Below are 20,125 nucleotides of genomic sequence, written 5' to 3' on the forward strand. Positions count from 1 at the left end.
GGCGTCCGCCATGCGGTCATGCACACCTCTCTCCGGGGTATCCGAACCGGGTATCCACACCACGAACGGAGAGGAGGCGGGCATGCCGCTCACGTTCCGCAAGAGTTTCCGGATCCTTCCGGGGGTGCGGCTGAACATCAACAAGCGCTCCTGGTCCATCACCACCGGCGGCGGAAAGAACGGCCCGCGATACACCCGCAGCAGTACGGGACGTCGTACGACATCGATGGATTTGCCCGGACCTTTCGGGTGGCGTCGCACCCGTACCGCCAGGCGCCATTGACGCCCCGTCACCCGAACGGACCCCCCGTCGGGCGGCATCTCATATCTGAGATAACCTCAACCTCATGGCAGACGACTACCTCGTACGCATCGGCAAGCTCATCCGTGACGCCCGGCAGCACCGGGGCTGGACGCAGTCGCAGCTGGCCGAGGCGCTCGGCACCAGCCAGAGCGCCGTCAACCGGATCGAGCGCGGCAACCAGAACATCAGCCTTGAGATGATCGCGCGCATCGGGGAGGCCCTCGACAGCGAGATCGTGTCCCTCGGCTATGCCGGTCCGATGCATCTGCGGGTCGTCGGCGGGCGCCGGCTGTCCGGTGCCATCGACGTGAAGACGAGCAAGAACGCGTGCGTCGCGCTGCTGTGCGCCTCGCTGCTCAACCAGGGGCGCACGGTGCTGCGCCGCGTCGCCCGCATCGAGGAGGTGTACCGGCTGCTGGAGGTGCTGGGCTCCATCGGCGTGCGCACCCGGTGGATCAACGACGGTGTCGACCTGGAGATCGTGCCGTCGTCCGAGCTGGACCTCGCGGCGATCGACGCGGACGCGGCCCGCCGCACCCGGTCGATCATCATGTTCCTCGGCCCGCTGCTGCACCGCATGGACCACTTCAAGCTGCCCTACGCCGGCGGCTGCGACCTCGGCACGCGCACGGTCGAGCCGCACATGATCGCGCTGCGCCGGTTCGGCCTGGACATCGCCGCCACCGAGGGCCAGTACCACGCCCAGGTGGACCGCTCGGTCAGCCCCGACCGCCCGATCGTCCTGACCGAGCGCGGGGACACGGTCACCGAGAACGCGCTGCTCGCCGCCGCCCGGCACGACGGCACCACCGTCATCCGCAACGCCTCCTCCAACTACATGGTCCAGGACCTGTGCTTCTTCCTGGAGGCGCTCGGCGTCAAGGTCGACGGCATCGGCACCACCACGCTCACTGTGCACGGCGTGCCGACCATCGACGTCGACGTGGACTACTCCCCCTCCGAGGACCCGGTCGAGGCGATGAGCCTGGTCGCGGCGGCCGTCGTCACCGAGTCGGAGCTGACGGTCCGCCGCGTCCCCATCGAGTTCCTGGAGATCGAGCTGGCGGTCCTGGAGGAGATGGGCCTCGACCACGACCGCACGCCCGAGTACTTCGCCGACAACGGCCGCACGCGGCTGGTGGACCTCACCGTCCGGCCCTCCAAGCTGGAGGCGCCGATCGACAAGATCCACCCCATGCCGTTCCCCGGCCTGAACATCGACAACGTCCCGTTCTTCGCGGCCATCGCGGCGGTCGCCCAGGGCAAGACGCTCATCCACGACTGGGTCTACGACAACCGCGCGATCTACCTCACGGACCTGAACCGCCTCGGCGGCCGGCTCCAACTCCTGGACCCCCACCGCGTCCTGGTCGAGGGCCCCACCCGCTGGCGCGCCGCCGAGATGATGTGCCCGCCCGCCCTGCGCCCCGCCGTGGTCGTCCTGCTGGCGATGATGGCGGCCGACGGCACGTCGGTGCTGCGCAACGTGTACGTCATCAACCGGGGTTACGAGGACCTGGCGGAGCGGCTCAACTCCATCGGGGCGCAGATCGAGACGTTCCGGGACATCTGACCGGCAGGTGCCGCCGCACGCCGCCCGACCCGCACGCATGCGGGTCGGGACGGCGTGCGGCGGTAGCTTGATCCGACATACACCGTGCCCAGCCCCCGGGTGTCGGTTCACCACCCAAGTCTCCGCCCTGACCTGCCAGTTCGCCCGCCCGGCCCCGCCACGGCAAGATCAATCGCGTCCGGACCATTGACGCGCCGACCGGGCTCCGCCCCATAATCGGGCACCCGATGTCATCGATGACACAAGTCAACGATGACACCCTGGGGCGGCGGCGTGGGCGTCGCCGTCCGCCTGGGATGTCACTTTCGGTCCGCCCGCGCCGGGCCGCAGTCAGTGCTGCGCCGACGAGCCGCGGGACTAGGAGACACCATGAGCTCTGCACGCGTATCCCGGCATGCCCGCATACGGATGGTGGCGGCGGTGGCGACCGTCTGCGCCCTGTCGGCGGCCCTGCCGGCCCCCCGGGCAGTCGCTGCCGACACCCCGTCGCACACCGAGACCTACAGACCCCAGTTCCACTTCACTCCGCAGAAGAACTGGATGAACGATCCCAACGGCCTCGTCTACTACAAGGGCGAATACCACCTCTTCTACCAGTACAACCCCAACGGCAACTCCTGGGGCGACATGTCCTGGGGACACGCGGTGAGCAAGGACCTGGTCCACTGGGACGAGTTGCCGCTCGCCCTGTCGCACGACGACGAGGAGATGGTGTTCTCCGGCAGCGCGGTCGTCGACTGGAACAACACCACCGGTTTCGGCACGAAGAAGAACCCGCCCATGGTGGCGATCTACACCAGCGCCTACAAGGACAGCGGCAAGCAGGCCCAGTCGCTCGCCTACAGCACCGACCGAGGCCGCACCTGGACCAAGTACCAGGGCAATCCGGTCATCGACATCGGCTCCAAGGACTTCCGCGACCCCAAGGTCCAGTGGTACGCGCCGACCAGGAGCTGGCTGATGACCGTGTCGCTGTCCGCCGAGCACAAGGTGCGGTTCTACTCGTCGAAGAACCTCAAGGACTGGGATCTGCTCAGCGAGTTCGGGCCGACCGGTGCGACAGGCGGCGTGTGGGAGTGCCCGGATCTGTTCCCCCTCGCGGTCGACGGCGACAGGAACAACGTCAAGTGGGTGCTGGTCGTCAACATCAACCCCGGTGGCATCGCGGGCGGTTCGGCCGCCCAGTACTTCGTCGGCGACTTCGACGGCAAGAAGTTCACCGCCGACGACAAGGGCACCTACACCCCGCCCACCGGCACGGTGATGCAGGACTTCGAGGGCACCGACTTCGGTGAGTGGACGACGACCGGCACCGCGTTCGGCCGGGAACCGGCGACCGGGGCGGTGGACGGTCAGGGAGCCGTCTCCGGCTTCGAAGGCAAGGGCCTCGCCAACAGCTTCCACGGAGGCGACGGCGCCACCGGCACCCTCACCTCCCCCGCCTTCACCGTGGACAGCCCCTACCTGAACTTCAAGATCGGCGGCGGGCGGCATCCGCACGAGGCCGGCACCGTCCTGAACGGCACTCCGCCCGACGGCACGGTCCTCGCCGACTTCGAAGGCGGAACGTACGGCGACTGGACGGCGACCGGGGACGCCTTCGGCACCGCACCGGCCACCGGCACCCTCCCCGGCCAGCAGGGCGTTTCCGGCTTCCTGGGGAACGGCCTGGTCAACACCTTCCTGAACGGTGACTCCACCACCGGCACCCTCACATCGCCCGAGTTCACCCTCGACAAGAAGCACATCAACTTCCTCATCGGCGGCGGTAACCATCCCGCGGGCTCCTCCGGCCCCACCGTCGTCCAACTCGTCGTGGACGGCCAGGTCGTCCGCAGCGCCACCGGAAAGGACACCGAAGCGCTCAACTGGGCCTCCTGGGACGTCAGCGACCTCGCCGGCAAAAAGGCTCAGATCAAGATCGTCGACGACAACACCGGCGGCTGGGGCCACCTCAACGTCGACCACATCGTCATGTCCGACACACAGGCCCAGCGCGTCTCCATGGAGACGTCGGTCAACCTGATCGTCGACGGCAAGGTCGTCCGCAGCGCCACCGGCGCCGACAGCGAGACCCTGGACTGGGCGTCCTTCGACATGCGCCCTTACGTCGGCAAGAAGGCGCGGATCCAGGTCGTCGACATGAACACCGACGGCTGGGGCCACGTCCTGGCCGACCGGTTCACCGCCGCCGAGAAGCCCGCCAAGTCCGTCCTGCAGCGCGCCGACTGGGCCGACTACGGCAAGGACTACTACGCGGCGGTGTCCTGGGAGAACGCGCCGGGCGGCAGGCGGTACATGATCGGCTGGATGAACAACTGGGACTACGGCGGCGCCGTCCCCACCTCCCCCTGGCGCGGCGCCCAGAGCGTTCCGAGGGAGATGGCCCTGCGCACCGTCGACGGTCAGGTCCGGCTGACCAGCAAGCCGGTGGGCGGCCTGGAGTCCCTCCGGAACAACCGCCCGGCCACCGCGTCCGACATCACCGTCAAGAACACCTCCAGGTCCCTGGCCAGCCGCGGGGCCAAGGGCAAGGCACTCGACATCGAGGCGACCTTCTCCCTCGAGGACGCCGACCGCTTCGGCCTGAAGGTGCGCACCGGAGCAGGCGGCGAGGAGACCGTCATCGGCTACGACACCATGACCCAGGAGCTGTACGTCGACCGCACCCGCTCCGGCGCCGGGGACTTCAACAGCACCTTCCCCGGCGTCCAGACCGCACCTCTGAAGGCCGAGGACGGCAAGGTCAAGCTGCGGATCCTGGTCGACTGGTCGTCCGTCGAGGTCTTCGGCGGCGACGGCGAGGCCGTGATCACCGACCAGATCTTCCCCGACCCCTCCAGCACCGGCGTCGAGGTCTTCGCCGAAGGCGGCACCGCCACCCTAGACCACCTCCAGGCCTGGCAGCTGAGGTCCATCTGGCGGTGACGAGCCGGGGGCCGTCGCCCCGGAGTTGGAGCAGCGGTTCGATCTCCTCGCGCTCCAGCTCCGGGGCACCGCCGGTGTTCAACGCTCGTCACGGACGCGTGGCCAGCGGATCGAGAAACGTCAGTACGGAGGCGTCCTCCTCGATCAGCGGGGTGAGCGCGGCATTGAACGGGGCGCCGTACGGGGCGGCCAGATGTGCCTTGAAGGCGTCCTCGTCCCGGTAGACCTCGAAGATCCAGAAGGCGCGCGGGCTGGCCGCCTTGGTGTAGACGTCGAAGGTCAGGTTGCCTTCCTCTTCGCGCACTTTCAGGGCGTACTCCCGGATCAGGCGGGCGACCTCGCGTTCCGCTCCCTCTCGGGCGGTGAACTCGGCGAGCAGAGTCTTCGTCATGGTTCCGTGTCCTTGTCCGTGGGTGGGTGGAGTGAGGTGGGGGGATGCGGGTGGGGGGATGCGGTTGGGTGGAGACGAGGCGCCGGGCGGCGTACGGTCCCGTCAGGCGTCGGCGGCGGTCACCGACCGCGCCAGCTGGTCCCGCCAGGGCGGGTTGGGGCCGACGACCGAGCAGGTCCGGGCGGCGACCCGGGCGGCGAACCCGCACGCTTCCGCCACGTCGTCGAGTCCAAGACCGGCCAGCCGGCCGCCCAGGACTCCGCGTGCCGCGAGGTGGTGCAGCAGCCCGGCGGTGAAGGAGTCCCCCGCTCCCACCGTGTCGACCACCCTCGTCGCGACCGCAGGCACCCTCAGCCGTTCACCATCGAGTGAGGCGAGGGCCCCGTCGGCGCCGAGCGTGATCACGACGAGCCGTACCCCCGCGGCATGCCAGAGGTCGCACGCCTGCTCCGGCGGGGTGCCCGGCAGAAGCAGCGTCAGGTCGTCTTCGCTCAGCCGCAGGATGTCGGCGAGGCCGCACCAGTGCGCGAGCCGGTCCCGGTAGACGTCGGGGTTCACCAGCAGCGGCCGGACATTGGGATCGATGCTGATCGTGGCCCGGGGCGCGGCGGTTGCCAGGAACTCCTCCACCACCGCCGCGCCGGGCCGGCGGACCAGCGCCAGCGACCCGGTGTGCACACAGGCCGTCTCGGACAGGTCCACCCGCGACAGTTCCCCCGGAGCCCACTGCCAGTCGGCCGTGTTCTGGGCGTGGAAGGAGAACACGGCCTGCCCCTGGGCATCCAGCTCCGCCACAGCCAGCGTGCTGGGCTCGGCCGCCGCCACGGCGTACGTCAGGTCCACGCCGGATGCCTCCAGGTGGGTCCGGAAAAGACGACCGAACACATCACCGGACAGGCGGGCGAGGAAGCGTGCCGGGGTGCCCAGCCGGGCCAGGGCCACCGCCGTGTTCGCGGGCCCCCCGCCGGGCAGCACGCGCAGGGCGAGTTCGTTCGCGGCGGTCGCGGCTTCGGCGAAGGCGTCCGCGACGCACTCTCCCAGGACGGTGATCTGGCGCGGGCTCATGGGCTGCTCTTCTCTCCGGACGGACGGGGAAACCGGGCGCTTCCTGACACAGGCACCGACCAGTGCGCGGGGGCGGCGGTCCCGGGCGTTGCCGATTTGTGACGGGCGCAAGGCATTGACGTTGCCGGGACACGGAGTCCATCATCCTCGCCATGCAGTGTCAACGATGACATAAGTCAGCGATGACACCTCGGGGCGGCATGCTCCGAACTCCCGGCCCCGTGCCGCTCGTCATCCCTCAGGAGTGATCATGTCTCGCACCACTCACCTGCCCTCCTCCCTCCTCAGAGCCGCAGCTGCCACGGGCGTCGTGACTCTCGCTCTGACGGCCTGCGGACCCGGTTCCGGTGCCGGTTCCGGATCGGGTTCTTCCAGCGCCGGTTCGGGCGACGTCAAGGTAGGTCTCATCACCAAGACCGACACCAACCCGTTCTTCGTGAAGATGAAGGAGGGCGCGGAGAAGTCGGCGAAGGCCGAGGGCGTCAAGCTCATGACCGCGGCCGGCAAGTTCGACGGCGACAACGCCGGTCAGGTCACGGCCATCGAGAACATGGTCGCCGCCGGTGTGAAGGGCATCCTGATCACCCCCAGCGACTCCAAGGCGATCGTGCCCGCGATCGAGAAGGCGAAGGCCAAGGGCGTCCTGGTCATCGCCCTGGACACCCCGACCGAACCGGAGAGCGCCGTCGACGCCCTCTTCGCCACCGACAATCTCAAGGCCGGCGAGCTGATCGGCGAGTACGCCAAGGCCGCCATGAAGGGCAAGTCGGCCAAGATAGCCACCCTCGACCTCGCGCCGGGCGTCTCCGTCGGCGTCCAGCGGCACGACGGCTTCCTCAAGGGCTTCGGCGTCGAGAAGGGCGACCCCTCCATCGTCTGCTCCCAGGACACCGGCGGTGACCAGGCCAAGGGCCAGACGGCGATGGAGAACTGCCTCCAGAAGGAGCCCGGCATCAACGTCGTCTACACCATCAACGAGCCCGCCGCGCTCGGCGCGTACACCGCGCTCAAGGCCAAGGGCCGGGAGAAGGACGTCCTGATCGTCTCCGTCGACGGCGGCTGCACCGGCACCCAGGCCGTGAAGGACGGCAAGATCGCCGCGACCTCGCAGCAGTACCCGCTGAAGATGGCCGCCGAAGGCGTCAAGGCCGTGGTGACGTACGCCAAGGACGGCAAGAAGGCGTCCGGTTACACCGACACCGGCGTCACCCTGATCACCGACAAGGCGCAGGACGGGGTCACCTCGAAGGACACCGCCTACGGCCTGGAGAACTGCTGGGGCTGAGCCGGCCCTGAGGACCGTACGAGACAGCCACTCCCCTCAGCGGGGCGGCCGGCCCGGCACCACCCCGACCCGCGGGGACGGCCGCTCCCTCCTTTGTCCTGGCGACAAGGGATTACTGTCCTAAGGACTTCGCATGACAGCCACGTCCACACCGCCGAGCACATCCTCACCGTACGCGGAGCTCAAAGCGCCGACGACGGCCCGCAGACTGCTCACGGCACCGACCACGGGCCCTCTGGCCGCCCTCCTCCTGGCCTGCGTCTTCTTCTCCCTGTCCACCGACCAGTTCCTCACCGGCGGGAACTTCTCACTGATCATTCAGCAGGTCATGGTCGTCGGCACCCTCGCCATCGGCCAGACCCTGATCATCCTCACCGCGGGCATCGACCTGTCCTGCGGAGCCGTGATGGCCTTCGGCAGCATCGTGATCGCCAGGATGGCGGCCGAGGGCAGCCTGCCGCCGCTGGTCGCCATCGCGCTGGGCCTGGTCGTCTGTGGTGGATTCGGCCTGCTCAACGGGGTGCTGGTACAGAAGATTCCACTGCCGCCGTTCATCGTCACCCTCGGCATGCTCAACGTGGCGTTCGCGCTGACCCACATCTACTCCGAGGAGCAGACGGTCACCAATCTGCCCGGCCCGCTGACCGCGCTCGGGCAGACCTTCCCGCTCGGCTACACCGACGTCACCTACGGCTCCCTGGTCACCATCGCCCTGTTCCTCCTCCTCGCCTACGCGCTGAGCAGCACCGGCTGGGGCCGGCACGTCTACGCGCTGGGCAACAGCCCGGAGGCGGCGCGGCTGAACGGCATCCGGACCTCGCGACTGACCATCGGCGTCTACACCGTGGCGGGACTGCTGTACGGCATCGCCGCTCTCCTGCTCATCTCCCGTACCGGAGTGGGCGATCCGCAGGCGGGGCAGACCGACAACCTCGACAGCATCACCGCCGTGGTCCTCGGCGGCACCAGCCTCTTCGGCGGACGCGGATCGGTCCTCGGCACCTTCATCGGCGTCCTCATCGTCGGCGTCTTCCGCAACGGCCTGCAACTGATGGGGGTCGCCTCCATCTACCAGACCCTCATCACCGGCGTCCTGGTGATCCTCGCGGTGACCGTCGACCAGATCTCCCGGAAGAAGGCCCGATGACCGCCACCGGCTCCCCCACCCCTGTCCTGCAGGCCCGCGGCCTGATCAAGCGCTACGGCCACGTCACGGCCATCGACGGCGCCGACTTCGACCTCATGCCCGGCGAGGTACTCGCCGTCATCGGCGACAACGGAGCCGGCAAGACCAGCCTGATCAAGGCCCTCACCGGCGCACTGGTCCCCGACGCGGGCGAGATCCGGCTCAACGGGCAGCCCATCACCTTCTCCGGTCCCCAGAGCGCCCGCGCCCATGGGATCGAGACGGTGTATCAGGACCTCGCCGTCGCCGCCTCCATGGACATCGCCTCGAACATGTTCCTCGGCCGCGAACTGCGCCGGCCCGGGGTGCTCGGCAGTGTCTTCCGCATGCTGGACAAGAAGCGGATGCGTCAGGAGGCCGCCGAGCACATGGCCGACCTGAAGATCGGTCTGCGCTCGCTGACGCAGTCGGTCGAGACGCTCTCGGGCGGGCAGCGGCAGGCCGTGGCGGTCGCCCGGTCGGTGGCCTGGGCGCGCAGTGTGGTCGTCATGGACGAACCCACCGCCGCGCTCGGCGTCAAGGAGTCCGGTCAGGTGCTGGACCTCATCCGCCGGGTCCGTGACAAGGGCATGCCGGTCGTGCTGATCAGCCACAACATGCCTCACGTCTTCGAGATCGCCGACCGGATCCACGTCCACCGGCTGGGCCGGCGTGCCGCCGTGATCAAGCCGTCCGACTACTCCATGGCGGAGGTCGTCGCCATCATGACCGGCGCGCTCACCGTCGACGCGGCGGGAGCTACTGTCGTAGCGGATTCGGAGGCCGCGAAGGCCGCCGGAGTACAGGCCACCTGACAGCACAACACCGCTCTCACTGTTTCCGGCCGAAGGCCGCGGCCGGAACGGAGAGCCCTGAGGAGACGGCTTCCTCCATGGCAGCGAACCGCCGCCCCACACTGGCCGACGTCGCGCGAGAGGTCGGCGTCAGCGCCAAGACCGTCTCGCGCGTCCTCAACGAAGACGGACCCGTCTCGGCGCAGACCAGGGAACAGGTACTCGCCGCGGTGGCCAAGCTGGGCTTCCAGCCGAACCTCATGGCGCGCAACATGCGTGTCGGCGGCCCGGACACCACGGTCGGGCTGGTCGTGCCCGACCTCGGCAACCCCTTCTTCGCAGCCGTGGCACGGGGCATCGAGGACGGCGTCCGCGAACGCGGACTGATGCTGCTCATGGGCTCGTCCGCGGACGACCCCGACCGCGAACGCGCCCTGACGGCCGAATTCCTCGCCCGGCGCGTCAGCATCCTGATCGTCGTGCCCTCCGTCGGATCCCACCACTCGCACCTCAAGGCCCACCGTACGGCGGGGCTGCCCATCGTCTTCCTCGACCGACCGGGCGCCGGCCTGCCCACGGACAGCATCGTCAGCTCCAACCGCGCGGGCGCCCAGGACGGTGTCACCCACCTGATCGCCCACGGGCACCGCCGGATCGGATTCGTCGGCGACCTCCCCGTCAAGCTGTACACCCGCCGCGAACGCCTCGCCGGATACCGCGCGGCCCTGCGAGAAGCCGACATCCCCTACGACCGCTCGCTCGTCGCCGACGCCCACGACCAGCAGGGCGCCGAGGCCGCGACCTCCCGACTCCTCGAACTGGCCGATCCCCCCACGGCGTTGTTCGCCGGCAACAACATCATGGCGCTCGGCATAGTCGTCGAACTCGCCCGCAGCAAACGCAAGGACGTGGCCGTCGTCGCCTTCGACGACGTATCGCTCGCCGAGGCTCTGGAACCGGGCCTGACCGTGGTCGCCCAGGACCCCGAGGAAATCGGCCGCAGCGCCGCTGCCACCGCCCTGGCCCGGCTCGACGGCGACCGCTCCCGGGCTCGCACCATCACCGTTCCCACCCGGCTGATCGTCCGGGGCTCGGGGGAGCGACCCGGGCCCAGGCCGTAGGAGGCACGGCGCCGCCGGACGGCGCAGCGCTCGGTCCGGCCAGGACGGTCCGGGGTGCAGGTGTGTGTCCGCCGAAACGGGAAAGTCCGGCACTGTGGACGCGCTTCTGCTGACCTTCGGGCACAGCACCGCCGGCCGGGAGCGGATCACCGGGCTGCTGCGGCACGCCGGCGTCGCGGCCGTCGTCGATGTGCGGACCGCACCCGGCAGCCGCCGCGACCCCGATCTGTCGCGGCGGCGCCTCGCCGAGTGGCTGCCGGGCGGCGGCATCGCCTACCGGTGGGAGCCCGACCTCGGCGGGTTCCGTACCCCGCCCGCGGACAGCCCGGACGTCGTCTGGCGCAATGCCTCCTTCCGGGGCTACGCCGCCCACACCCGCTCCCCCGGCTTCGTCACCGCGATGGACCGCCTGCTGCGCGAGGCCGCGGACGCCCGGACGGCCGTGATGTGCAGCGAGGCGGTCTGGTGGCGCTGCCACCGGCGCCTGATCGCCGACTTCGCGGTGCTCGCCCGCGGCGTACCGGCCCACCACCTCATGCCCGACGGACGTCTCGCCGCCCATGCGCCGACGCCCGGCGCGCGGCTGCGGGAGGACGGCCTCCTCGTGTACGACGGCCTCGGCGGCCGCACCGGGCCGGACGGCGGCTGAGTCGATCAGTGCAGCCGGTTCACGGCCGTCACGGTCGTCTTCTTGAAGTCGGCCACCTGGGCGTGCTGGAAGGTGCCCAGCCGGCTCCACCGGACGATCGTCACGGTGTTGCCGTCGCGGCCGACCGAGACCAGGTTGATGTCGGAGGAGCCCCACGCCGAGGCGGTGTGGAGGCCGTAGACGTGGGCGCCCTCCTCGACGTTCAGCCGGCCGTAGTGCTTCCCCGTGGCCGTCAGGTCGGGGTCCTTCTGCATGAGCTTCTTCGCGCAGCCGGCGGGGCCGCCGTACCAGGGCGAGGCCGGGTGTGGCGGCAGGTCGGCCGGCTCCAGGAACCGGGGTTCGGCGAAGGCCGGCGTGGTGGTGGCGGCGGCCGGGACGGCGACCGCGGCGACACCGGCCGCGGCGGCCAGCGCGGCCACGGTGGCGCGGATACCTAGGGTCGCTCGGGTGCCTCGGGTGCGAACGTGCCTGGTCTTCTCCCCCTGGTGGACGCGCGGGTCTGCGCGGGTCTTGGTCTCTGCACGTCGTACGACCCGTCACCGCCCGCATGCGTTGCCCTGCGCGCCTGCCACGGATCCGTCCCGAGTGTCACCGGCGGGCTACAGGGGGTCCGCCCGGGTCACCCCTGGGACGGGAGGCGCCATGCGTGCGGCTGATGGAGGCTCTGGGGAGACTGTGAGTAACGTCTCCGGTACGCAGTAGGTTCGACCCACGCGCGCGTACGGTGCCCGCGCGCGTTCTGGGCCGATCGAGGGGGAGAAGAACGTGCGTCCCGGAGACGAGTTCGCCGGCCGCTATGTCCTCAAGGAGGTCATCGGCACAGGGCGGGGCGGTGACGTGTGGCTGGCCCACGACACGGTGGTGGGGCAGGACGTCGCGCTGAAGCGGGAGCGGGTCGAGGGCGAGCGGGAGACCGCCGTGCGGCGGCTGCTGGGCGAGCCGCGCGCCCTGGCCAAGTTCCGGGACCATCCCCATGTCGTGACGCTGTTCGATGTCCTGACCGTGCCGCCAGGCAGGGACGGGGACGGCGAAGGGGGCGGGGACGCCGGCGAGGCGTACTGGTTCGTCATGGAGTACGTGCCCGGCGGCGGTCTCGACCGGCAGCCGCCCCTGAGCCCCGGGCGGGTGGCCCGGGTCGGGGCCCAACTCGCCGACGCGCTCGCCGCGTTGCACCGGGCGGGCATCGTCCACTGCGACGTCAAGCCCGCCAACGTCGGCCTCACCGGGCGCGGTACCGCGAAGCTGCTGGACTTCGGTGCCGCCTACCGGGTCGGCGGCACCGAGACCATCACCGCCAACGGCCCCTACAGCTTCACCCCGGACTACGCCGCCCCCGAGCTGGCCCGGGGGAACGTGCCCCGGCCCGCCTCCGACGTGTTCTGCCTGGCCGCCACGCTCCACGCCCTGGTCACCGGTTCCCCGCCGCGCGGCGACGACGGGGAGGGCAGCGGTGAGGACACCGCCCGGCTGACGCACTGGAAGGCCGAGCAGGGCGTCGTCGAGATGGACGCCGAGGCCGTGGGACCGCTGTACCCCGTGCTCGCCGCGATGCTGCGGCGCGACCCGGCGCAACGCCCCGACGCGGCCGAGGCCGGGCGGCTCCTGGCGGCCGTGGCCGAATCCGGTGCACCGGCCCCGGACGGGGGGTCCACCGCACCCGGCGGCGGGCGGCGACGGCGGGCCTGGTTCGGCGCGGCCCTCGGCGTCTGCGCCGCACTCGCGCTGGGCCTCGTCGCCCTGCCCGGCGGCGACGACGGCGACGGCACGGGGACCGGCACCCGTGACTCCGCCGGGCGGCAGCTGCCGGAGGATCCCGGGAAGGGCGGTACGCGGTCGCTGATCGGTGATCCGCGCACCGCCGACGTGTGCGCCCTGACCGACCCGGCCGCGCTCGGACGGTTCGGCAGGAGCGAGGTCGACGTGGACTACGGCAACTTCGACCGCTGCGACGTGCTCGTCCACACCGACGACAGCACCCGGATCGACGTGTCCCTGCAACTGCGCCGGGGCGCGCCGCCCGAGGCGTCGGAGCCCGTCAGGACCATCGGGAGCATCGCCGTCCGGGAGCAGCCGGCCGAGCCGGACGAGTGCGGGCTGCTGCTGTCCCGGGACGCGGGCGACGACAAGGAGGGCGACGCCGGTGACGGCATGTACGTCGGGGTCCGCGTCGACGTGGGCCACGGCGAGGTCGCGGGCGGTGCCGCCGCGCTGTGCGCCGTCGCCGACACGGCCGCCCGCAGCGCGGCCGGGGTGCTGAACCGCGGCCCGCTCCCCCGCCGTTCCCCGGGCTACCCGGCCGCCTCGCTGGCCTGGGCGGACGCCTGCGCGCTGCTCGACGCCAAGGCGCTGTCCGTCGTCCCCGGCGTCAAGGCGGACGTACCGGAGGCGGGGGTCGCGAACTGGGAGTGCGAGTGGTTCAGCGACGTCGACGACCTGGAGGCGGACATCGCCTTCTTCCGTGACGAGCCCAGGTCGGCACGGGACGGCCGCACGGTCGAGCTCAGCGGCTACCACGCCGTCGTCGAGCCGGAGGGCAACGGCGCGGGCACCTGCACGGTGTTCGTCGCCTACCGCGAGTACGGCGGGCGGGACGCCGAGACGGCCGTGGAGATGCTGCGGCTGTACGTCGGCGGGCAGCGGCCGATGGGGCAGCTCTGCGGGATGGCCACCGACCTGGCCGCCTCCGCCGCGGCGAGACTGCGCGCCCGCTGAAGCCACCGCGGCGTCGTTCTGGGAGGGGTCCCGGGGAGGTCGGCCCATGCTGGTCCGTACGTCCGGCGGGGCCCCCGCGCCGGGCCCGTACCGTGCCGGTTCCGCCCCCGCATCGAGGAGACCAGTGATGTCCTTCTCCGCCAGCCTCGCGCGCGGTGTCGCGCCCACCACGCCCGGGACCCTGCACGCCCGCACGGTCACCGGTGACCTGTGTGCCCCGCCGCGCGCGGGGCTGACCGTCCGCTTCGGCCGGGGCGAGCGGCCGGACGTGGACCTGGAGGTCGGCGTGGACGATCTGCGGGTGAGCCGCCGGCACGGGGAGCTGACGTACCGGCAGGGGCAGTGGTGGCTGCGCAACACCGGGCGGCAGCTGGTGCGGCTGCCGCGCGGCCGGATGATGCACACCAGCACCGAGCCGATCCCCCTCGCCACCGGCTACACGCCGCTGTTCGTGAAGGGCTCCGGCTACCGCGAGCACCTGATCGAGCTGTACGTGGCCGACCACGACGACCAGGGTCCGGTCTCGCGCCGCCGGGCGGACACCCTGCGCCCGGAGACCTGGGCGCTCGACGACGACGAACGGCTGCTGCTGGTCGTCCTCGGCCAGCGGTACCTGCTGTACGAGGAGGACCCGCGGCCCCTGACGTACGCCATGGCCGCCCGGCAGCTCGTCCATCTGCGCCCGGACGGCAACTGGACGGACCGCAGGATCGAGCACCGCATCGAGGCGGTGCGCAAGCGCCTGCACGGCACCGGGTTCCGGTACCCGCTGCTGCACGACCCGTCCGAGGAGCGGCGGCCCTCCGACAACCGCCTGCTGCACAACCTCCTCAAGGGGCTGGTCGAGTCGACGACGCTGGTGCCGCCGGACCTGAACCTGATGGACGAGGCGCCCGCGGGACAGCCCTAGCCGTGGGCGGTGACGCGCCCCTCGTCCGGGAGCGGCTGCGTGAGCTGAGCGGCCCCGAGCTCTACCGGCGCAACGCCTTCCGGATCACCGGGGCGAGCACCTGCGCCGCCCGCCGTGCGCTCGTGCGGCGCCGGCAGCAGATCGCCACGGCCGCGAAGGCGGAGGTCGCCGTCGGCTCCGGCGATGCCAGGCCCGACGACCTCCGCACCGCCTTCGAGGTACTGGACCATCCGCAGCGCCGGATCGTCGACGAGCTGTTCTGGCTCTGGGACGCACCGGACGCCAGCTGCCCCTGCGAGCCCGAGCTGCACCGGCAGCACGACGAGGCGGTGCGGGCGCACGCGCGGGCGCTCGACGGGGAGTTGCGGGGCCCCGGGGAGTCGCAGCGTCCGGCCGACGGGCGCCCCCGCCCGGCCGGCGGGAAGAAGGGGGCGGCCGGCGGGAGGAAACGCCCCGGGAAGAGGCCCGTCCCGCGGCGCCCCGGCGGCGCGGCGCGGGACGAGCTCTGGCAGTCCGCGGCACGGCTGTGGCGCAAGCTGCTCGGGCAGCGCGCGGTGTGGGCGCATCTGCGGCACCGGGTCGCGGCCCTCGACGACAAGCGGCTCACCGAGGCCGCGGTGACGGTCCTGGAGGCCGAGGTGCGCCGCGTACTCGTCTCGGCCGTCGCCGGCCTGGCCGCGCGCACCGAGGACCCCGCCCGGCTGGCCCGGTACTGCGCGCAGTGGAAGTGGACCGGCCGGGGCCTTCTCGGGGAAGAGCTGGAGAGCCGGTTGACGCCGCTGTACGAGTCGGCGGCCGGTGAGCTGCGCGAGGCGGGCGACAGGCTCGCCGGCGTCCCGGACGGCGGCGGGAAGACGGCCGCGACCGCAGTGGCCGCAACCTTGCGGGCCCGGGTCGTGCCGGTGGTGGAGCGGCTCGACGCCTTCGCCGGGTTCGGGATGTCGCTCGGCGTCGGGCAACTCGTCGACACCACCGCCCTGTTGCTCAACAACTGCGCGGTGGCCCTGTCCCCCGCCTCGGACTCGGCCCCGCCCGACCGGGAGAGCTTCGGCCTGCTGGACCTGGCGTTGCGGCTGCGGCCGTACGAGGAGACGCGGCGGACGATCGAGCAGAACCGGGCGCGGCTGGAGGAGGCCGGTGTCTGGTTCTCGACGGCCAGGCCGGCCTTCGACCCGGTCGTGGCCGCGCTGGAGAGGGCCGCGAGGCAACTCGACCGGAGGGACGCGCGGGGCGCGGCCGACACCCTGGAGGCCGCCCTGCCGTCGCTGCACGAACTGCGCCGCCTGCGCCGGGGTGCGTTCGCCGCCCTGCCGGACGTCCCGCAGGCCGTCGACCGGCTCTGCGACTCGGCGGCGATCCTGCTGAACAACTGCGCGCTCGCCCTCGGATCACGGGCCGGCGGCCGGGATCTGCGGCTGCTGGAGCTGGCCGAGGAGCTCTGCACGACCGAGGAGTCACGGGCCCGCATATCCGCCAACCGGCTGCTGGTCGATCACGCTCGCCAGGCCGGGTACGGCTACGGCACCCCGTACCCGGTGCGGCGGCCACCGCGCAGGAGCCTGCGGACGCGCCTGGAGGAGATCTACTACGGCGAGTCGCCCGTGGCCGCCAAGGTGTGGACGTGGGTGGTGGTGGTGCTGATCCTCGGTGCCGTTCTGGTCCTGTCCTAGCGCGGGGTGAGCACCACCGTGACCGTGCGGTTGCGGGCGGGATCGTCCGGGTAGGGGGCGTCGCGCTGGTCGGCGCTGTCGGTGGTGAACGCCGTGAGGGGCTTGCCGGTGGCGGTGCTCAGCTCGCGGGCGGCGACGAGGGCGCGCCACAGCGCGACGACGGAGCCGCCGCTGCGGGGGGCGCCGGGGACGACGGCCGCGTGCCCGTGCACCGTGATGGCCGATTCCTGCCCGGCCAGCCGTTCCCCGAGTTCGGCCAGCCGCTGGGCTCCGGTCGGGGTCAGCCGCGTGCCCTCGGAGAACAGCCCTTCGGTGAAGGCGACTTCGACGGAGTCCGCGCGGGTGGTCACGCGCAGGCCCGGGGCGCGCAGGTCGCGGGCGAGCGAGGCGAGCGCGGTGGCGCGCCGGGCCTCGTCCGGGTCCCGCTGCCGCCCGGGGGCCGGGGTGGCCCTCGTGCCGGGGGTTTCCGGGCCGGCCGCGCGGTCGGTGTCCGTCCGGGCGGGTTCGTCGAGGGCGGTGACCACGCCGGTGACGGCGGCGGTGACCACGCACACCGCCGCGACCAGGGCCGTGCGGGTGCGGTGGCGGCCGAGCGCCGCCGCCGGGCCCGTGCGGCCCAGCCGGGCGAGCCCGGCCCGGGCCTCCGGGTCGTCGGGCCGCCGGGCCAGGACCCGCCGCCAGCACTCGGCCGCCTCGGCCGTCTCGCCGCGCTGGGCGTGCAGGCGGGCCCGCAGGTCGAGCACGTCCCGGTGGCCGCCGAGGTGTTCGTGGTTCCGCAGCAGTTCCAGGGCCCCGCCCGGGTCGCCGGACCGTGCGAGTTCCCGGGCCCGCGACACGAGCAGGACGGCGTCGAGTGCGTCCAGGGGCTGGAGGGCGCCGGGGTCGGGCGCGGTGGGGTCGGGTGAGCCGTCCGCGCCGAGGGGTGCCCGGGACGGCGCCCCCGCCGCGCCCGGCCCCTCCGCGCCCGGCGCGTCGCGCGGCGGCGTGCCGTCGGCCCGTTCGTCCCTGTCCGTCACCCGCATGTCGACTCCCCTCCGGCCCGGGCCTCTCACCGGCTCTCCTGGACTCCGCCGATCCGCCGCTCCTCGGAGACCCCGGGCGGGAGCAGGCGGCGCAGGCGCTGGTTGACGGCGGACAGGGCCGTGCGGTCGCCCGCGGCGACGGCCCGGCGGCCGTCGGCGATCGCGCCGTCCGCCTGGGCGCGGGAGGTCATCTCGTCGCGCAGTTCGACCAGGGAGTGGAAGACGAGGAAGTCCCACTGGTCGCTGCGGCGGAGCAGATCGACCTGGAAGTCGCGCACCCGGTCGGCGAGGCGGCGCAGCCCGGTCGGGCTGCCGTCCTCGCCGGCGCTGGTCGCGCGGGCGCGCAGGCTCTCCAGTTCGCGGCGCTCGGCCGGCCCGCCGCCGACCTGTTCGATGAGGTCCTCGCAGCTGTTGAGGAGGTCCCACAGCTCGTGCTGGAGGCCGGGGATGTCGATGGCCTCCTCGACGTCGTCGAGCTGGGCCTCCAGGTCGCGGATGCGCCGGTCGCTGGTGCCGGCGGCGCCCGTGTCGACGGCCGCCGCGTCGACCTCCTTGCGCAGGTGGGTGAGCGCCTTCTGCTCGGTCAGTTCGTCGAGCCGGGACAGGGCCTGCTCGGAGTGGACGTCCTCCGCGCGTTCGCGCAGCGCGTGGGCGCGCTGCTCCAGGTCGTGCAGCCGGTCGGCGAGTTCGTCGTGGGTGGGTGCCACCAGCTGCGAGCGGTCGATGGTCGCCTCGAACTGCGCGTCGGCGACGGGGATGTCCGCGGTGACGGTGACTTCCCGGTTGGTGGCGTTGATCTCGAAGGTCACCTCGACGGGTGTCTGCGCGGGCAGGTCGAAGCGGACGTCCCGGGGCCGGATCTCCAGCAGGCCGACGCGGGTGTTGCGGTCGGCGCGGCGGCGTTCGCCCTCCAGCAGCGGGATGCGGATGACGGCGTCCGGCTGTGAGCGGCGCAGCGGGATGGACGTCTCGAACGTCTTGGTGATCGAGGTCGGCAGGGCGGTGCCCTTGCGCAGCATCGGCGCGAAGGAGCCGTCGGCCTTGCCGATGCCGAGGGTGCTGGTGAGCACGGCGTCGCCGGGCAGGACCTGGGCGTGGGTGATCGACAGGGTGTCCGGAAGGAGGGTCTGCCGGGTGCCGGAGTCGTCGGAGAGCTCCACGGTGAAGTGGGACCGGGTGCCGGAGTCGATGGTCACCTCGGTGTAGAAGGCGCCGTCGGGGGTGAGGGTGGTGCGCGGTCCGCGGAAGGGCGGGCGGCCCTCGGGGTTGGTCAGGGTGACGGTGTAGCGGGTCCAGTCGGGGACGGCGGTGCCGCCGGTGACCCGGCCCGAGACGGGGATGCCGGTGGTCTCCAGCGACTGGGGTTCGTAGTGGAGTTCCACGGTGAACTCGCCCGGTGCCGCCGTGCGGGGCTTGCTCGGTGTGCGGACGGTGCGGGCGAAGACGGCGGCGCCGCGTGCGACCACGGTGGTGGGGTCCTGGGTGTGGTCGAGCTGGATGCCGAGGCCCTCGACGGGGTCGGCCAGCAGCTCGCGCAGTCCCGGGGCGAGGGTGGCGCCGCCGACGAGCAGCAGCCGGTCGATGTGGTCGGGCCGCAGGGAGCTGTCGGCGAGCGCGTCCCGGCACAGCTTGATCGCGCGGGCGTAGAAGGGCTGGGCGAGGTCGTCGAGGGCGCCCCGGGTGAGGGTGTACTCGAAGGGCGCCGTACCGCCGTCGCCGTCGGCGAGGTCGAGGACGATGTCGTAGGAGCCGCGCCGGGACAGTTCGATCTTGGCGTCCTCGGCGGCCAGTTTGAGCTTGGCGAAGTTGGCCCGCCACCGGTGGTTGCGCCGGGCGAAGTCGGGCAGCCGGAGGTCGTGGCGGACGGCGGGGGCGAGGAGTTCCTCGACGATCGCCCAGTCGATGAGCTTGCCGCCGAGGTGCGGGTCGCCGGCGTGCTGGAGCAGTTGCAGCTCGCCGTCGCGCTTGCTCATCACGGCCGCGTCGAAGGTGCCGCCGCCCAGGTCGAACACCATCCAGTGGGTGGACTCGGAGGCGTCCTGCACGCCGTAGGCGAAGGCCGCCGCGGTCGGTTCCTGGACCAGCGGGCAGTGTTCGCCGAGCCCGGCGAGGGCCGCGGCGGCGGAAGTGGCGCTGTTCTGGTGCAGCGCGAAGGAGGCGGGCACGGTGATCACCGCCGCCTCCGGCGGGCCGCCGGTGTCGTGGGCGGCGTCCTGGCGCAGGGACTTGAGGACCTCGGCGGAGAGCTGCTCGGGGGTGAGGGCCGTCCCGGCGCGGGCGAAGCGCCGCAGGGCGCCCGCCACGCCCATCTCCAGCTTGAACTCGGCGTGGGCGTCGTCCGGTTGGGTGTCGGTGCGCTCCCGGGCGCGGCGGCCCACGTGGATCACGTCCGGCTTGGGCATCCACACGGCGGACGGGGTGTAGTCCCAGCCGTCGTTGTTCTTGATGACGCGCACGCCGTCGTCGTCCGCCACGGCGATGGCGCTGTTGGTGGTGCCGAGGTCGATGCCGAAGTCGATGGTCTCGCGCATGTGCG

The 20,125-nt window shown here is 72.0% G+C and carries 16 protein-coding genes; 11 read left to right on the plus strand and 5 right to left on the minus strand.

Annotation, left to right across the window (positions count from 1 at the left end):
- Window positions 1-82 precede the first annotated feature (82 nt).
- From ACSUPV_RS09480 to ACSUPV_RS09490, 3 genes are all read left to right on the plus strand, one after another.
- On the plus strand, window positions 83-283 hold the full coding sequence (locus ACSUPV_RS09480; RefSeq protein WP_078650671.1) for a DUF4236 domain-containing protein: 201 nt from the start codon (window positions 83-85) through the stop codon (window positions 281-283).
- Window positions 284-347: 64 nt separating this feature from the next.
- The gene (locus tag ACSUPV_RS09485; RefSeq protein WP_031119067.1) at window positions 348-1,877 is read left to right on the plus strand and encodes a helix-turn-helix domain-containing protein; all 1,530 of its coding nucleotides are present in this window, start codon (window positions 348-350) and stop codon (window positions 1,875-1,877) included.
- Window positions 1,878-2,246: 369 nt separating this feature from the next.
- Entirely contained in the window at window positions 2,247-4,805 is a 2,559-nt protein-coding gene (locus ACSUPV_RS09490; protein WP_436947295.1) for a GH32 C-terminal domain-containing protein, read from the plus strand.
- Between the two features lie 88 nt (window positions 4,806-4,893).
- On the opposite strand, the gene ACSUPV_RS09495 is transcribed toward ACSUPV_RS09490, so the two are convergent.
- Together ACSUPV_RS09495 and ACSUPV_RS09500 are read right to left on the minus strand one after the other, a co-directional pair.
- The gene (locus ACSUPV_RS09495; protein ID WP_031119065.1) at window positions 4,894-5,196 is read right to left on the minus strand and encodes a putative quinol monooxygenase; all 303 of its coding nucleotides are present in this window, start codon (window positions 5,194-5,196) and stop codon (window positions 4,894-4,896) included.
- Window positions 5,197-5,298: 102 nt separating this feature from the next.
- On the minus strand, window positions 5,299-6,261 hold the full coding sequence (locus tag ACSUPV_RS09500; protein ID WP_436947296.1) for a carbohydrate kinase family protein: 963 nt from the start codon (window positions 6,259-6,261) through the stop codon (window positions 5,299-5,301).
- A gap of 250 nt (window positions 6,262-6,511) precedes the next feature.
- Here ACSUPV_RS09500 and ACSUPV_RS09505 point away from each other — a divergent pair, with 250 nt between their 5' ends.
- The 5 genes from ACSUPV_RS09505 to ACSUPV_RS09525 all read left to right on the plus strand — a co-directional run bounded on the left by ACSUPV_RS09505 (window position 6,512) and on the right by ACSUPV_RS09525 (window position 11,275).
- Window positions 6,512-7,546: a sugar ABC transporter substrate-binding protein gene (locus ACSUPV_RS09505; protein WP_031119063.1), complete on the plus strand. Its 1,035-nt coding sequence runs from the start codon at window positions 6,512-6,514 to the stop codon at window positions 7,544-7,546.
- A gap of 133 nt (window positions 7,547-7,679) precedes the next feature.
- Entirely contained in the window at window positions 7,680-8,693 is a 1,014-nt protein-coding gene (locus tag ACSUPV_RS09510) for an ABC transporter permease (protein ID WP_037758916.1), read from the plus strand.
- Window positions 8,690-9,526 (plus strand): ATP-binding cassette domain-containing protein, encoded by an 837-nt coding sequence (locus ACSUPV_RS09515; protein ID WP_031119061.1) that lies wholly within the window; start codon window positions 8,690-8,692, stop codon window positions 9,524-9,526. The genes ACSUPV_RS09510 and ACSUPV_RS09515 overlap by 4 nt, the downstream gene beginning before the upstream one ends.
- 77 nt (window positions 9,527-9,603) lie before the next feature.
- Entirely contained in the window at window positions 9,604-10,626 is a 1,023-nt protein-coding gene (locus ACSUPV_RS09520; RefSeq protein WP_031119060.1) for a LacI family DNA-binding transcriptional regulator, read from the plus strand.
- 94 nt (window positions 10,627-10,720) lie between these two features.
- Entirely contained in the window at window positions 10,721-11,275 is a 555-nt protein-coding gene (locus ACSUPV_RS09525; RefSeq protein ID WP_436947297.1) for a DUF488 domain-containing protein, read from the plus strand.
- A 5-nt stretch (window positions 11,276-11,280) separates the two neighbouring features.
- Here the strand turns inward: ACSUPV_RS09525 and ACSUPV_RS09530 are convergent, their stop codons facing one another.
- The gene (locus tag ACSUPV_RS09530) at window positions 11,281-11,694 is read right to left on the minus strand and encodes a hypothetical protein (protein WP_359788173.1); all 414 of its coding nucleotides are present in this window, start codon (window positions 11,692-11,694) and stop codon (window positions 11,281-11,283) included.
- A 346-nt stretch (window positions 11,695-12,040) separates the two neighbouring features.
- Between ACSUPV_RS09530 and ACSUPV_RS09535 the strand changes: the two genes are divergently transcribed.
- The 3 genes from ACSUPV_RS09535 to ACSUPV_RS09545 all read left to right on the plus strand — a co-directional run bounded on the left by ACSUPV_RS09535 (window position 12,041) and on the right by ACSUPV_RS09545 (window position 16,567).
- Entirely contained in the window at window positions 12,041-13,987 is a 1,947-nt protein-coding gene (locus ACSUPV_RS09535) for a serine/threonine-protein kinase (protein WP_359788176.1), read from the plus strand.
- A gap of 127 nt (window positions 13,988-14,114) precedes the next feature.
- Entirely contained in the window at window positions 14,115-14,897 is a 783-nt protein-coding gene (locus tag ACSUPV_RS09540; RefSeq protein WP_037758910.1) for an FHA domain-containing protein, read from the plus strand.
- A gap of 2 nt (window positions 14,898-14,899) precedes the next feature.
- Window positions 14,900-16,567: a hypothetical protein gene (locus ACSUPV_RS09545; protein WP_436947298.1), complete on the plus strand. Its 1,668-nt coding sequence runs from the start codon at window positions 14,900-14,902 to the stop codon at window positions 16,565-16,567.
- Here the strand turns inward: ACSUPV_RS09545 and ACSUPV_RS09550 are convergent.
- Both ACSUPV_RS09550 and ACSUPV_RS09555 read right to left on the minus strand, forming a co-directional pair.
- Window positions 16,564-17,589 carry a tetratricopeptide repeat protein gene (locus tag ACSUPV_RS09550; RefSeq protein ID WP_436947299.1) on the minus strand — a complete coding sequence of 342 codons (1,026 nt, stop codon included), beginning with the start codon at window positions 17,587-17,589 and terminating at the stop codon, window positions 16,564-16,566. The genes ACSUPV_RS09545 and ACSUPV_RS09550 overlap by 4 nt on opposite strands.
- A 26-nt stretch (window positions 17,590-17,615) precedes the next feature.
- Window positions 17,616-20,120 carry an Hsp70 family protein gene (locus ACSUPV_RS09555; protein ID WP_382610688.1) on the minus strand — a complete coding sequence of 835 codons (2,505 nt, stop codon included), beginning with the start codon at window positions 20,118-20,120 and terminating at the stop codon, window positions 17,616-17,618.
- Window positions 20,121-20,125 lie beyond the last annotated feature (5 nt).

The organism is Streptomyces sp. SudanB52_2052, from assembly GCF_964272415.1.
In the GTDB taxonomy this organism is placed as follows: domain Bacteria; phylum Actinomycetota; class Actinomycetes; order Streptomycetales; family Streptomycetaceae; genus Streptomyces; species Streptomyces olindensis.

Bases quoted from the DNA above. Each gene is read 5' to 3' on its own strand.
- ACSUPV_RS09485 (WP_031119067.1), top strand. From the start codon at position 348: ATGGCAGACGACTACCTCGTACGCATCGGCAAGCTCATCCGTGACGCC.
- ACSUPV_RS09480 (WP_078650671.1), top strand. From the start codon at position 83: ATGCCGCTCACGTTCCGCAAGAGTTTCCGGATCCTTCCGGGGGTGCGG.
- ACSUPV_RS09500 (WP_436947296.1), bottom strand. From the start codon at position 6,261: ATGAGCCCGCGCCAGATCACCGTCCTGGGAGAGTGCGTCGCGGACGCC.
- ACSUPV_RS09495 (WP_031119065.1), bottom strand. From the start codon at position 5,196: ATGACGAAGACTCTGCTCGCCGAGTTCACCGCCCGAGAGGGAGCGGAA.
- ACSUPV_RS09540 (WP_037758910.1), top strand. From the start codon at position 14,115: ATGTCCTTCTCCGCCAGCCTCGCGCGCGGTGTCGCGCCCACCACGCCC.
- ACSUPV_RS09550 (WP_436947299.1), bottom strand. From the start codon at position 17,589: ATGCGGGTGACGGACAGGGACGAACGGGCCGACGGCACGCCGCCGCGC.
- ACSUPV_RS09505 (WP_031119063.1), top strand. From the start codon at position 6,512: ATGTCTCGCACCACTCACCTGCCCTCCTCCCTCCTCAGAGCCGCAGCT.
- ACSUPV_RS09520 (WP_031119060.1), top strand. From the start codon at position 9,604: ATGGCAGCGAACCGCCGCCCCACACTGGCCGACGTCGCGCGAGAGGTC.
- ACSUPV_RS09510 (WP_037758916.1), top strand. From the start codon at position 7,680: ATGACAGCCACGTCCACACCGCCGAGCACATCCTCACCGTACGCGGAG.
- ACSUPV_RS09515 (WP_031119061.1), top strand. From the start codon at position 8,690: ATGACCGCCACCGGCTCCCCCACCCCTGTCCTGCAGGCCCGCGGCCTG.
- ACSUPV_RS09555 (WP_382610688.1), bottom strand. From the start codon at position 20,120: ATGCGCGAGACCATCGACTTCGGCATCGACCTCGGCACCACCAACAGC.
- ACSUPV_RS09490 (WP_436947295.1), top strand. From the start codon at position 2,247: ATGAGCTCTGCACGCGTATCCCGGCATGCCCGCATACGGATGGTGGCG.